The 13915-nt window shown below is 62.1% G+C and carries 12 protein-coding genes; all 12 read left to right on the plus strand.

Annotated elements, in window-relative coordinates:
* Positions 1 to 3741 (plus strand): hypothetical protein, encoded by a 3741-nt coding sequence (locus ACOOE2_RS03735; RefSeq protein ID WP_420381681.1) that lies wholly within the window; start codon positions 1 to 3, stop codon positions 3739 to 3741.
* A 9-nt stretch (positions 3742 to 3750) separates the two neighbouring features.
* On the plus strand, positions 3751 to 6651 hold the full coding sequence (locus ACOOE2_RS03740) for a phage tail fiber protein (protein ID WP_420381682.1): 2901 nt from the start codon (positions 3751 to 3753) through the stop codon (positions 6649 to 6651).
* Positions 6652 to 6662: 11 nt separating this feature from the next.
* Positions 6663 to 7439 carry a hypothetical protein gene (locus tag ACOOE2_RS03745; protein ID WP_420381683.1) on the plus strand — a complete coding sequence of 259 codons (777 nt, stop codon included), beginning with the start codon at positions 6663 to 6665 and terminating at the stop codon, positions 7437 to 7439.
* Positions 7440 to 7544: 105 nt separating this feature from the next.
* Positions 7545 to 7742, plus strand: a complete 198-nt coding sequence (locus tag ACOOE2_RS03750; protein WP_420381684.1) for a hypothetical protein — start codon at positions 7545 to 7547, stop codon at positions 7740 to 7742.
* The gene (locus ACOOE2_RS03755) at positions 7723 to 7983 is read left to right on the plus strand and encodes a hypothetical protein (protein ID WP_420381685.1); all 261 of its coding nucleotides are present in this window, start codon (positions 7723 to 7725) and stop codon (positions 7981 to 7983) included. Before ACOOE2_RS03750 ends, ACOOE2_RS03755 begins: the two co-directional genes overlap by 20 nt.
* 153 nt (positions 7984 to 8136) lie before the next feature.
* On the plus strand, positions 8137 to 9915 hold the full coding sequence (terL, locus tag ACOOE2_RS03760) for a phage terminase large subunit (RefSeq protein WP_420381686.1): 1779 nt from the start codon (positions 8137 to 8139) through the stop codon (positions 9913 to 9915).
* 2 nt (positions 9916 to 9917) lie between these two features.
* Complete coding sequence (locus tag ACOOE2_RS03765) at positions 9918 to 10304, plus strand: hypothetical protein (protein ID WP_420381687.1); 387 nt, start codon at positions 9918 to 9920, stop codon at positions 10302 to 10304.
* Positions 10297 to 10638 (plus strand): hypothetical protein, encoded by a 342-nt coding sequence (locus tag ACOOE2_RS03770; protein ID WP_420381688.1) that lies wholly within the window; start codon positions 10297 to 10299, stop codon positions 10636 to 10638. The genes ACOOE2_RS03765 and ACOOE2_RS03770 overlap by 8 nt, the downstream gene beginning before the upstream one ends.
* A 15-nt stretch (positions 10639 to 10653) precedes the next feature.
* On the plus strand, positions 10654 to 10938 hold the full coding sequence (locus ACOOE2_RS03775) for a hypothetical protein (RefSeq protein ID WP_420381689.1): 285 nt from the start codon (positions 10654 to 10656) through the stop codon (positions 10936 to 10938).
* Between the two features lie 139 nt (positions 10939 to 11077).
* Positions 11078 to 11557, plus strand: a complete 480-nt coding sequence (locus ACOOE2_RS03780) for a glycoside hydrolase family protein (RefSeq protein ID WP_420381690.1) — start codon at positions 11078 to 11080, stop codon at positions 11555 to 11557.
* Positions 11558 to 12175: 618 nt separating this feature from the next.
* Positions 12176 to 12439, plus strand: a complete 264-nt coding sequence (locus ACOOE2_RS03785; RefSeq protein WP_420381691.1) for a hypothetical protein — start codon at positions 12176 to 12178, stop codon at positions 12437 to 12439.
* Between the two features lie 668 nt (positions 12440 to 13107).
* Positions 13108 to 13767 (plus strand): hypothetical protein, encoded by a 660-nt coding sequence (locus tag ACOOE2_RS03790; RefSeq protein ID WP_420381692.1) that lies wholly within the window; start codon positions 13108 to 13110, stop codon positions 13765 to 13767.
* Positions 13768 to 13915 lie beyond the last annotated feature (148 nt).

A 13915-nucleotide genomic window follows, 5' to 3' on the forward strand; every position in this document is an offset into this window, starting at 1 on the left:
ATGGCCGACAACCTCGACAACACCATGGCCCAGATCAACCAGCTCAAGTTGGCACGTCTCGCCAACCCCGGCCTCAACCCCCAGCCACAGGCCCAACAGCCAGCCACTCCAGCCGCCCCCACCGTAGCCCCCGAAGGAGCCCTCGGCTCAGCCCTAACCGGCATCGGGGATACGGCCACCTCAGGGTTCCTGGACGAAGCCTCAGGCCTCCTGGAAACCTTGGGGGTCACCGCAGGCACCCAAGCCACAAGTGCGTGGTCTTCGGGCAAGTCGTTCTCCGACACGCTCGCCTCCAACATCGCCTACGAGCGTGGTCTCCAGAAGGCCGATGCGGCTGCCCACCCCTACGCCTACCACGGGGGCCAGATCGGTGGTGCATTCCTCGTGCCAGCCGGGACGGGTGCCAAGGGTGCCCTCCAGATTGCCCGCACGGGGGCCCTACAGGGCGCTGCCTATGGGCTGGGCTCTGGGGAGGGTGTTGGGGATCGTGTGGCCCAGGCGGGCGAGGGGGCGGTTATTGGGGGTGTTACAGCCTCCGCCCTCCACCCGATCATCGCCGGAGTGAGCGGCCTCGTGGGCAAGCTCCTTGGGCGCGGTGCTGCGGGCCTGGAGGATGCGGCTGCCACAGAGGGTACGGCTGCGGGTGAAGCTGGCGCGGTGGCCCCAGACGGTGGCCTCGTGGGTGAAGTTACGGATGACAGCCCAGCGGTGACCCCCGCAGGCGAAGGCCCTTCCGATCCGACCCCACCGAACCCCGCAGACATAACCCCAGGGACGCCCGAGGCACCCGCTACAGCGTGGACCCACCCGGACACCGAGGGGAACCGATCGCCGGTGGCCGCAGCGGAGCACCTTGCCCCGACCCCGGAGGGCGATGAACCCGTACCGCTCCATACCGCAGGCACCCCGGAAGCCCCCGAAGGCGAACCCGTGGGCACTATCTCCAGGGCTGGCCTGGACGATCTACAGACCCAGGTGCAGCACTTCCGGGACAGCGTGGGGGCTGATGGGGAGCGGGCGGTTGACGTAACCCCAGCCACCCCCGAACACCCCACCCTCGGAGCCTTCCGCCTGGGTAACCTCGGAGACGGTCCCGAGACGATGAGCCTCTTGGGTGCCCTGGTCCGCCAACTCCCCGCAGTAGCCACCAAGTCCGATCCCGAGATGTGGGCCACTGCGCAGGCAGCCGCTAAGGACATTGGCACGAACGACCCCGAAGCCCTCCACGCGCTGGCCTCCCAGATGGCCGGTCCAGACGGGAACATCGAAGGGTCCATCGCCCTCCTCCGCACCGTCCAGCGCCAAGCAGCAGATACGGTCACCACCTTCCACCAGGCCGGGGTCGATTGGAGCACCGCGTCCGACGAGATGGTGAAGGAGGTGGGTTCGGCCATCTACAACGTGCAGCGCATCAACCAACTGGTGCAGTCCGCGAAGGTCGGCGTGGGGCGGGCCCTGCGTGTGTTCTCCCTGCCCAACTCCGATACGTACTTCGCAGCGTTGAAGAATGGGGTGAGCTTGGGGACGAACCCAGGGTCGCTGGTAGCTGAGCAGGCAGAGCGCACCATCCCGCCCCTACCATCCACCCGTGAGGAGCTACAGAGCTTCTTCGACCTGTGGGGCATGACCAACGGTAACCCGGAGATGCAGTCGGACTTGCTCCAAGGGACGCTCACGGTTCCGACCAGCGGGCACTACCTGGCAAACAGCTTCGCCAACTTCTTCACCGCATCCATCCTCTCAGCGCCGAAGACCGCTCTCCTCAACGTGGTGGGGCCTGCCTTCATCAACACCTTGCGGGCCTTGGAAAAGATGAGCGGGGCGGCTGTCCTCTCCCTCGACCCTACCATCTCATCCGCAGAGAGAGCCGAGTACGCAGCCACCGCCAAGTACACCCCCATCGCCCTCTTCAGGACTGTCGGGGACGTGGCCGACATATTCCGCTCTGGGGTGCAAGCCTTCCAGGATAATCGCACGGTGTTGGGTGGGGGAGGGACGGTGAAGGACGCCAGCGTGTCCTTTGGCCCCTACAACTCCAACCTCCTCAACGCAGCCGGAGCGGACCCTAACTGGCAGTACACCCTAGGGAACGCCATCAACGTATTCCCCAAGGCGTTCGCCCGCGTGAATGCTGGCCTGGATGAGATGGCCAAGCGGTTCACCTACCTTAGCGAGACACGTCTACGGGCCATGGTCCAGGCTACCACCGATGGGCTGTCCGGGGATGACTTCCATGCGGCTGTCAAGCAGACGATGCAGGGGAGCTTGGACCAGGCAGGAGCCGCTACGAATGCGGGGGTGCTGGAGTCTGCGGAGCGAACCACCCTCACCGGTCGCCTTAGCGAGGACGGCACACTCACCCGCAACTTCTCGGACTTTGTACAGGGCCTCCGCCACGACTACCCGATGATGCGCTTCGTGCTGCCCGTGTTCAACGTCCCCGCCAATGCCCTGGGCGAGACCCTCAAGCGTGTCCCCGGCCTCAACACCATACCGGCGATGAACACCCACCTGGCCGACCTCTCCGGCGAGAATGGAGTGGTGGCCCAGGCCGAGGCTCATGGGCGGACGCTCCTGGGTGGAGCCTTCCTCACAGCGGGCTACCTGATGAACCAGGCAGGGGTGCTCACCGGCTCCGGTCCCCAGAACCCCAAGGATGGCGTAATCTGGAGGCAGACCCACGAACCCTACTCGATCCGCATCGGGGATACCTGGGTGAGCTACCGCAAGCTGGACATCCTGGGTGGGCTCCTCTCGATCCCCGCCTCCATCTCGGACTTCTCGGTCTACCACAAGCTGGACCAGGGCGACCAACAGAATGTGGCTCTGGCCGGGACCGCAGCGCTGGCCACATGGTTCAAGGACCAGGCTTCCATGCGGACTGCCACTCAGCTCCTCACCCTGGGCGACATTCCTACGCAGGACCCCGGCAAGGCCATGGAGAGCATGTTCGGGCAGATCGCTGCGGGGATGGTCCCGGCGAGTGGCTTCCTGCGTACCGCTGGGGTGGACACCACTGACCCGTATGTGCGGATGAAGCGGGGGTGGGAGGACTACATCAAGGCGGGCATCCCCGGCCTGTCCCAGCAGCTCGAACCCATGAGGAACGTGCTGGGGGAGCCCGTCAACCGCCCCAACAACACCGTGGGTGAGGCAGTCTTCCCCATCACCATGGCCCCAGTCGCCACCTGGCAGCACGAGCCGGTCCTCAACGAGCTGAGCCGCCTATACCAGAAGACAGGGTATGCAGCCGGGGCAGACCCCCGCTCAGTCCTCTTCGGGTACAAGGATGCTGCGGATGTGAAGCTGGAGGATGGGCAGAGCCTCTACTCCCACCTCATGCAGCCCCGAGCCACGTACAAGATGGACGGCATGACCCTGAAGCAGTCCCTCGGGCAGCTCATCTCCAGTCCCGAGTACAAGGCCGCTGTAGATGCGGATGCGGGGCAGGCGGTTACCTCCCTGGGCGACCAGAGCCGGGCTGCCATGGTGGCCGCAGTCTTCCACCAATACTCGGGGGCTATCAAGGCGGAGGTGGGCGCAGCTTCCCCCATCGCCCTCAAGTACCTCACCGCAGCAGCCGCCAAGCACCGCGATGATGCGTATCTCAGCACCATCCCTCTGGACAACCTCGTGAACAACCCAGGGCTCTACGCAGCCCACGGGGTAGACCCAGAGCAATACGCCGACAAGATTACCTCGGGGGCAGCCGGTGAGCTGTCCACTGCCCTCCAGAAGTAGGACCTACCCATGGCATACCTTTCCCGCGTGACCTACCTGAGTGTGTCCGGTGGGCAGACTGCATTCCCGGTGACCTTCCCGTACATCGACCAGACGCATGTGGGGGTGTTCGTGGGGGTTGTTGGGGGTGACCCCTTTCAGGCCACCCCTTTGGTCCCCAGTGTGGACTACAACTGGACCAGCTCGGGGGTGATCGCCACGACGGCTCCCCACGATGGGTTCGATATCCATATCCGCCGTAGCACGCCCTCACAGGTGGATGCTCTCTCAGGAGGTACGCTCACCGCCCAAGCCCAGAACCGCATCGACCTCCAACTCCTGTACCTCACGCAAGAGGTGACGGATGCGGCTGCGGATTTGACTGCACGGGTTCTTCAGGTGCCTGTGGGAGGGACGCCCCTACCGGTGGCCGACTTAGCGGGAGCGGCGGACGGGCTGGTGTTGGGTACGCTTGGGGGACAACTCCAACTCATCCCCAATAACTCTGTCTCATCCGCTGCCTCAGCCTTGGCCGCAGCTACCCAAGCGGGGATCGCCACCAATGAGGCAGCTACCGCTACAGCTCAGGCCGGGGTGGCAGCCGCCCAAGTGGTCCTCGCTACAGCTCAGGTGGCCTTGGCTACCACGCAAGCCAGTGCATCCGCTACCAGCGCCACGGCATCAAGCGCCAGCGCGGCCTTCTCGCAGCTGGAAGCCGGATTGTCGGCTAACTCCGCGTCCATCGCTCAGGCAACCATCCTCGGTCTCCCCTACTTCCCCCTGGCACTCAACGGGAGCACCAGCGCGGGTGGCGGAAACATCCTCCCTCAGGGGATCACCAGTGGGGCGGTGGGCGGAACAGCTATCACCGGGGCGGTAGTAGGCACCTATCCCCTGGCACCTACGGGTGGGTCCTTCACAGGCGTCACAGCCAACCTTGTTGTTACGAGCGCCACGGCGGCAACCATTGTGGTGACCAACCCAGGCCGGACAACCTCAGCGACCCCCACCGCTCCCACCTGGGCTAATCCCTCAGGTGCGGGCCTCCCAGGGGGCACCACGCTCACCGCAGTCATCGGCTCCCAGATTGCCCCCGGTGGTGCCCAGATTTATACGACATCGGACACCACTGGCTCCTACCTCCTCTACTGGCAGAACACCGCAGGAGTGGTCACGCTGGTGGCCGATGCCACGGGTGCCCAGGTAAAGTACCCTCTTGCCAATTCCCTAGCTGCGGTCCTTGCAGCTCTAGTCCCTACACCAGGAGGAAGTGGTTCCGGCCTCCAGTTCCTCGACAAACGGGGGTTGGTGATCGGGGCAGTAGGGGCGGGTGGTGTGACCCTCGCAGGGAGCCTCACCGCTGGCACCGTAACCGCACCTGTGGGTAGCTTCCCGGTGCTGAACATCAACAATGCCAACTTCTCGTATGGCCCCGATGGATTCCGCATCATCGACAAGCGCGGGCTCATTGTGCTCCAGCTTACGGCTGCGGGGGTGCTCTCCGCTCCGATGTTCTCTGGGGGAGGCTTGGGAGGAGGGTCCTCGTACACCCCGCCCACTTCCACCGTCGCCTCCCGTAAACGCATCGTCTCCAATCATGGTGCGTGGGGTGGGCAGACCGGCCAGACCAAATCGAATGGGACAACTCAGCTCACGGGGACTGACCGGTTCTCCTGGAGTGCTAATGCCAATTGCCGATCCCCGGAGTTCGTGTTCGTCAACGGTGCAATAGGAGCTGCGGGGGTGTTACAGCCCACGGGCAACGCGGTCCAAGTGGCCTTGGCTGTTGAGGCATCCCACAGTTACGCCTCGATGTATCCCGAGATTGGGGGTTGTTCGGGGCAGCCCATTTCATCGGGAGGCAAGACCGCTTACTTCATCGGAGATGGGGCAATCGCGCACAGCAAACCGTTCCCTACCAACCCCATCAACAAGGGCGACACAAACTACTATCGCCTGCACAAGAAGGTCTCTGCGGGACAGTTCTGGCCGTACAGCAAGGTTGCTTCGGATTACACCTGGGGTGGGGTGGGCACTACGGACACGGTGATGGGTTCTACCGTCACTGACGGCTCCGACCAGTCCAACACCTTCGCTACAACCGGCCTAGGGGCCTTCTCGGGGTCGGGCGGTAGTGTCTCAGCCTGGCAAGCCGTGGCCATCCTCGGGGAGCAGATTACGCCTGCGCCTGTTGTGATGGTTGGGGGTGACAGCATCGGCTATGGCTACGGAGGGACGTCTCTTGGCCGCAGTTACATCACGCGAGGGCTCGACGCCGCTGGGGTAGCTTGGTGGAATGGAGCGATGCCCGGCAACGATGCGTACAATCTTGCCATGCAGGATGAAATAGCCGCGTACTTGGCCGCCTATGTAGACCACATCATCCCTCATGTGGGCACGAATGACATATATGCTGGAACGCCCGTTTCGCCTACCCTCGCAGCCTTCCAGGCCAATTTCCTCCTCCTCGCCAAACACTGGGCACGGCCCGGATGCAAGGTCTGGTTCTGCACGCTCCTCCCTCGTGTCACCAGCACGGATACCCTCCAGACCTACGCAAACCAGACCAGGGCGAACACCACGAACGTCCCAGGGGGAACGATGTCGGCGGAGGCTCTGCGGATCGTCTGCAACAACTGGCTGATGGACGCCACATCTACTGGGGCCGCATCGTTCTTCAAGGCGAACCTCCCGTATGGGGCGGCTCAGTGGGGTGGGATCATCGACGGGAGAGCCCTCATCGAGCGGAACAGCACGGGCACCGCCCTGGCCCTTGACGGGAATGGGCAGCAGGTGGCGGGGACTGGGGGATACTGGCCAGTGAATGGGACAGCTGGTTACGCCAGCGCAGACGGTATCCACCCCTCCGATGCCATGCAGCTCATCATGTCAGCCGCAGTCCCCTCATCCGCAGCCTTTGCACTCACCTAAAGGAAAACCCCATGACAGGCCTCGTCCTCAACCTCAGCGACCTCATCTCCACAGCCAGCACAGGGCCTTTCATCCCTGTCACACGCGGGCTGCTACGCTACTACCTGCCCGGTTCTCAGGACTTCGGCGACCTCGACCTGGCTGGCTCTGGTGTCTCCGGCAACCTGCTCAATGGTACGACATACAACACGCGCGAAGCCCACGACATCCTCCCGGCGATGGGCACAAGCTACTCGTTTGGGGGGTATGCTCCGGGGATAGCAGCCGCAGCTTCCCCACCTCCGCCCGCAACGCTTCTCTGTGTCGGGTTCAATGGCGCAACGATGAGCAACTATTACACCGACGCCCAGTGCAATATCACGCTGGGTCTCGATGTTATCGGTGGCAGCCTCGTTACCAACACACAGACTAAGGGTGCGGCAAGCTCGGGTTACAATGGCCCAGCACTAGCGCTTGACGCCAGTTACGCCACGTCCGCCAAGTTCTATGCGGTAGTACAAAACTGGGTCTCAGGAGGCAATGCAACGCAGACAGTCTATTGCGGGAGTAACGGGGTCCTAACCTCCGCAACAGCAACACAAGCCGCGATAGCACAGTCAGGGACGCCAAACGTGGCGCTGTGCTCGGGGTCGATGCAGCCCTCCACCAACAACACAACTACCTCTGGCCAGCGCAAGATTTCAGCCCAGGTAGTACATAATGTCGCGCTTACCCCCGTAGAGGTTGCCGCGCACTACGCTCAATTCCAGCGGTATTTCAACGGGTACTTGCCCAACAACGGGATGTGACCCCTCAGGAGCTAACCCCTTATGACCGAAGGATTTACCGCTGGTAGCTACCCTACTAGGGGAGGTGGTCGCCCAAGCTCCTCACTACACTATGTAGTAGGTGAGATGAACGGCAAGCTCGACCAGCTCATGGCCACTCTCCTCCCCCAACTGGCCTCCCTCAGGGAAACCGATCACGACCACAACAACCGGATACGCAAGCTGGAGGTGTGGCAGGGGCGGACGCTGGGAGGTGGGGCGGTCATCGTGTTCCTCATCGTGCCCTTCATGGAGATTGTCCGCTATGTCATCCTCAAGCACTGACCTCCCCCAGGACCCCGGAGCGCGCCTCCTCAAGGGTCTTGTACTGGAGTTGCTCCGCAGGCTGGAAGACCCGGCCATTGCCTCCGAGATGAGCGCCTCCGAGATGGAGCTTATCCGCAAGCTCTGTTCCGACAACACGGTGACCCTGGCGAGCATCCGCAAGGGTGACTTCGGGAAGCTGGCCCAGTCGGTGGAGGAGGAATACCCCTTCCCTGAGGGTCCACTGAGGATCGTTAAGTGATCGACACCGGCAAGTATGTGGCTGTCTCGGCCCAAGGTGCAGTCCTCTGTAAGCCCACCTCCAAAGCCACAGCTAAGGGGCAGGCCACCACTTACTCACGCCACGCGCACTTGCGCCCCATCCGGGTGTGTAAGGTGTGGCTGGAGGCGGTGAATGTCTGACCCCCTCGACCACTTCCCCAACTTCCTCTGGAGAGCCTGGAAGACCATCGGCCTCCCGCCACCAACCCCCCTCCAGTATGACTTCTGCGAGTATCTGGATGCGGGGGCGGTGGGTCTCAATCCCCACGTTGAGGGTGACCGCAAGATCATGATGGCCTTCCGGGGCGCATCCAAGAGCTACGTCACCACGGCCTTCGCTGTGTGTTGCCTCAGGCGGGATCGCACCGAGCGCATCCTCATCACCTCGGCCACCTCCAAGTTTGCCGGGGGGATCGCCACCTTCGCGTACTCCATGGTGCGTAACTTCGAGTGGCTCGCCGACATGAAGCCCAGTAACGACCAGAGGCAGTCAGCCTTGGCGTTCGACGTAGCAGGGGCTCCCCAGGCCAAGGACGAGAGCTTCGCCTCCGAGGGCATCTTTGGGCAGATCACCGGGAGACGCGCCTCCAAGATCATTGGGGACGACCTTGAGACCCCCAACACCTCCGAGACAGAGACCGCACGGGAGGACCTGAGGAAGCGCGTGGGTGAGTTTGGGGCTATCATTCTTCCGGGTGGTGGCATCTACCTCCTGGGGACAGCCCAGACCGAGGACACCATCTACAAGCTCTATGCGGAGGATAAGGGGTTCCAACTCCGTATCTGGCCCATCCTCTACCCGACTCCATCCATCGACCCCAAGCAGGACGAGTTGGTCAAGTACGGGCCACGGCTCGCCCCCATGATCGCCAAGGCGCTGGCCGCTAACCCCGAGCTGGCAGGCACCTCCACGGAGCCCAGCCGGTTTACGGAGGTGGACATCGCTGCGAGGCGCAAACTGTGGGGCAAGACTGAGTTCGATCGCCAGTTCAAGATGTTCTTGGATGCGGGGTTGGGGAAGGGCAATCCGCTCAAGCTGCGGGACCTCGTGGTTATGGAGCTACCGGCCCCATCCGCCACCACCTCCCAGCATCTCCTCCCCAGTGAGATCGCCTACAACCCGATGCCCGCTAATCGCTGGGACATCACGGTAGACTCTCTCACTGGGGACAGCCACCTCTACGCCCCCGCCCAGGCAGACATCTGGGTCCCAGCCGAACAGACCATCTGCTACATCGACCCCTCGGGTGCCGGTAGTGACGAGACCACCTGGACCATCGGAGCGGGTCTCCTAGGCCGGGTCTTCGCGCTGTTCCAGGGGGCCTCCACAGATGGCCACACCTCGGACGTCATGAAGGCTATTGCTGCGGACTGCAAGCGGTGGAGGGTCCAGACGGTCATCGTAGAGAGCAACTTCGGACAAGGCATGTTCGGTGAGCTACTCCAGCCCCACTTCGCCGACATTAGCTGGCAGGTGGAGATTGTGGAGGAGCGGGCCGGGTCGGTCTCCAAGGAGAAGCGCATCGTGGCCACCCTCGAACCCCTCATCACGGACCACCGCCTGGTAGTCTCCGCGCAGCTCCTCAGGGATGACTTCAACGTGGACTATGAGGACCTGGAAGCGATGAAACGCCGCTACCACCGCCTCACCTACCAGCTCTCCCGCATGAACAAACAGAAGGGGTGCGTCCCTTTCGATGACCGCGTGGATGGACTTGCAGGCCTCTGCAAACATTTCGTGGGAGTGCTCACGAGACAGCTTGCATTGGCCGCTGATGCAGGTAAGGTGAGGGCTATAGAACGTGAGGCCGAGGAGATGATAACCCTCAGGAAAGCCCAAGGGATGCCCCTCTTTGGACTGGACCGCCATGAGCGGACACTGGGCCGAGCTACTCCACGCACAAGGAAGTGATGATGACCCCCAACGACCACCTCTCCCGCCTCGCCACCTTGGTCGAACGCTGCGAATACCCGGCATTCGACTTCGTTACAGGCATGGATGGGGACCAGGAAGCGCCCCAGTATTGGCTCCGCATCGAGTGTCCGGGGGGCTTCTGTACCAAGACCGGCGAACCCATGGACTGGTGTGGGCGGAAGTGGCGGCTGTCTCAGCATATGACCGATGGGGAGGTGGTCTTCACGGTCTTCAAGGCCCTCATCACCGCTCTGGAGCATGAGGCTCGGGAGATGTTCAAGTTTGATGGGGAGGCGGTGGCGGACAGTCACATCGACATCCACGCCCTGGTCGCCTTCCTGAAGACCCCAGGTTCCCGCAAGACGAGGGGCCGGGTGAATGCCTAAGCGGGTGCTCCTCGGCAAGCCCCCATGGAACGCTCCTATTCGTTGCTTGGAGATGCTGTGGCTGGAGACGGCCTACCTCTACGAGGAGCTTAACGAGACCGTGATGGCGGACACCGACTGGGACCAGTTCGCCAAGGCCCTCCAGGAGCGCAAGTCCGAGTGGAGCCCCTACTTCCGCAAGTGCCTGCCAGTCCCCGATTACAACGTGGGGACCACAGCCTCGGGGATTGACTGGGGCAAGGATATCCCGCTCCTCGTGGCCAACTCGCTGAAGGCCATGAAGGGTGACTACTCCAGCCTCCCCACCCGCCACTACATCTGTCCCCTCGTGTAACCCAAGGAGAAGACCATGCCCAAGATACCCTTCGCTCAGGTCAAGCCGGACTACCAGGACAAGAACAGCATCCTGGCTCCGCCCAGCCAAGCGCTCATCCCCACCACGGACAGCGTTCCATTCCCTCAGGGGCCTTGCATTGGGCTGTACATCGGGGGAGCTGGTAATGTGGTGGGCCGGGGGCCGGATGACACGGTGGACGTGACCTTCAACACCCCATCGGTGGGGCAAATCCTCTACTACCAATTCAGTCAGCTCTCAGCGGCCACCACCGCGACGAACCTTCGGGCTCTCTACTGATGCTCTGGGCGGGGATCGCGATGCTGCTCACTGGGGCTGTCCTCTCCCTCCGCCCCCACTGCCCCCACAACTACACCTACCGGTACGCCCATGACCGAGAGACCATGGAGTGCAGCCGGTGCGGTCGAAAGGTGCCACTATGAACCGGGACCTCTTGGAACACGAATTGATTGCCGATGAGGGCCTGAAGTTGCGGGTCTACAAGGATACCGTGGGGAAGCACACCATTGGGGTGGGCAGGAACCTGGACAGGGTTGGAGGTGGGTTGTCGGAGGCGGAACAGAAAGCCCTCCACCTCACCACCCAACAGCTCATCAACGGCCACTCGATTACCCAGCCCCAGGCGCTCCTCCTCCTGGACAACGACATTGATGAGGCTGTGAGGCAGGCGCTTCGGGAGTTCCCCTGGTGGTCGCGCCTGAGTGATCCTCGCCAGCGGGCACTCGTCAACATGGTCTTCAATATGGGGATGCACACGCTCCTCACCTTCACGCAGACCCTCGCGTACCTCAAAGCTGGAGAGTTCGCCCTCGCAGCCGTCAACCTCGCCAAGTCCAAGTGGGCTTCCCAGGTGGGCGCACGCTCCCAGCGCATCTGTGACATGATCCGGGTGGGATAACCCTCCGGTGGACCTGATGGAGGCCCCAGAGACGCTTGTAGGGTGTTTCTGGGGGCTTTCTGTTGGGAGGATGGGGTGGAAATAATTCGCTACGGACTTGCATCTCCCTAGCGCGTATTCCTGGGCCGCGTTTACCCCCAATGCCCCCTTTCGGCCAGCCCCCGCGTACTCATTTCGGGCCGATCCCCCTCGCAAACCCGCATCACTCCGCCCTTTGTCATGGACTAGGTAGTCCCTGCCATGCGTTACCAGGTGAATGTGACACTGTATCATCGCCTAAGCCCAAGCCTGTTTGTCCCTGCGGCAAATGGGCCTTTTGAGTTTATTTGATGAGGCCTCATTCAGTGGATTGACTGGGGGCTGTGGCAGGGACTAAAGAGGAGGCCTCACAAAGGAGCCTTCCCAATGTCCCACTTCATTGTTACCCTCGCTTCACCCGCTGGCACATGCTACTTGCGGTCCACAGTCTGGACATTCGCAGGGGCGCTTGACCGGGCCACTCGCTACGAGACCCAAGAGGCCGCTCGCAAGGGTCTCGATAAGGCTAAGCCCTTCATGAAGCTGGCCAGCTACAAGGCCGCTCGTGTCCAGCCCCTCGCAGATGGGGAGGCTTGAGCTGTGACCACTAACGCACTCATCGCGATGGATCACGCATCTATCGACTTCGCCCACAGCCAATCACCCCTCGCATCTGGCCCGGCATACGCCCTCATCGTGACCAATGGCATGTCCCGTGAAGTGGACCAGATTGTGTCTACGCCTTTGGAGGCCAATCGGGAGCGCAAAGACCTCATCTCCATGGATTGCGGCAAGGTGACGATCAAGCGGTTCGATAGCTGGGCGGATGCTCATGCCTACGAAGACAAACTGAGGGGGTACTGAGCCATGCCTCGTTACGAGATAACCGGTTCGGGGGTGGGCAGCAGTGAAGCCCTCCCCCTGAATGAGCAAGCCCGCATCCTTCGCGAAGCTGGGGCGATCCGCGTGCAAGAGCACTGGCACCACGGGTGGTCTAATCAGCCCCTAACCCTCAGGTTTTGGGCAAGGGACGATGACAGCGCGGATGCAATGGGGCGAGCGCTTGACAAGGCTAATAATCCCACAGGGGCCTTAGGTGGAGGTGGGGGCTTGTTGCGAGCCTACGGGTTGCACTGGCCGGGATACCGCAAGGCCTAACCTCCTGTCATTCCCTAATGCATCGCCCGCAAAGGTGGTGCCTTAGGATAATCTCAGGGAGCCTAACCTCATGACTAAGCGCAAGCGTGCCACGCAATGGACCTATCAGGGGGTCACTATCGAGAGAGTAACTCACTCCGGGATGTACCGGGCATGGGGCCTTGGCGGCTATCTCTTCTCGGATACCCTTGCGGGGATCAAGGCCCTAATTCGGGCCACGTCTCTATGACACAAGCCCTCATCACCACCCTCACCCGCGCCCTCATGATGCTCGCTATAGTCTATTCAGTGTGGTCCATCGCGGGTGACATTGATCGGGCGTGGGCGTGGATCAAGGCTAACTACTCACATGACACTGAAGAGGATATTTGACCATGCGCTACGTTCGCTTGCTCGCAGTGGCCGATGAGTACGACAACACACCGGGTCTCATCCTTAAGGGCACTCCCATGTGTGATGGGGTGATGGCAGACCGGGAGGGTGGTCTCATCGCACACGACATTCTTGAGCACCAGAACGGCCCTAGTCACATCGGCCCTATAGACGACGAATTGGAAGCCCTCGGGGGTGTGTGGCATGTGCGGGGGAGGTGGGGTGATATGTGCCAGAAGTATGCCTCCTTCCACTCCCCCGCCTCTAGCGTTGCCTCGGATATAGTTCGAATGCTGAGGGACCTAGACGGGTCCGATTGGTGGCCTGAGCTGGGTAGGTATCGCACCCACTCCACCTACTACGAGGACGACTTTGCAGACATCCTTAGGATTGCGCGGGAAGACATCCCCAAGGAGTTGAATGCGGAAGACCTTAGGGACGCACCTGTGGAGGCCTACCTCGACAACGCGCTTCACCTCATGCGCAGCGGCTTTCGTAAGGCAGAGCGGCGCTTTGGAGATAGGTTCGCCGGTCTCAACCTCTACAAGGCCATACAGGAGGAGGTGGGTAGGGTATCCATCGACTACGAGGGCCAAGAGTTCATCCTAGGATATGGCAACGGTGAGGCCACGCTCCGGGAGGTTGCCATCAATTGGGATTGACCTTTCCTCCCGCCCATCGCCCTCAGGTTAGACGCTTGGGGAGGTGGTCGGGGATGAACGGCCAGAGGAGATACGACATGGACACCCGCAGATCACTCAAACTGGTGACCTTGGAGGGCCTAGACGCGCAGCGCAAGGGGACTAAGTG

The organism is Novosphingobium sp., from assembly GCF_965214355.1.
Lineage (GTDB): Bacteria > Pseudomonadota > Alphaproteobacteria > Sphingomonadales > Sphingomonadaceae > Novosphingobium.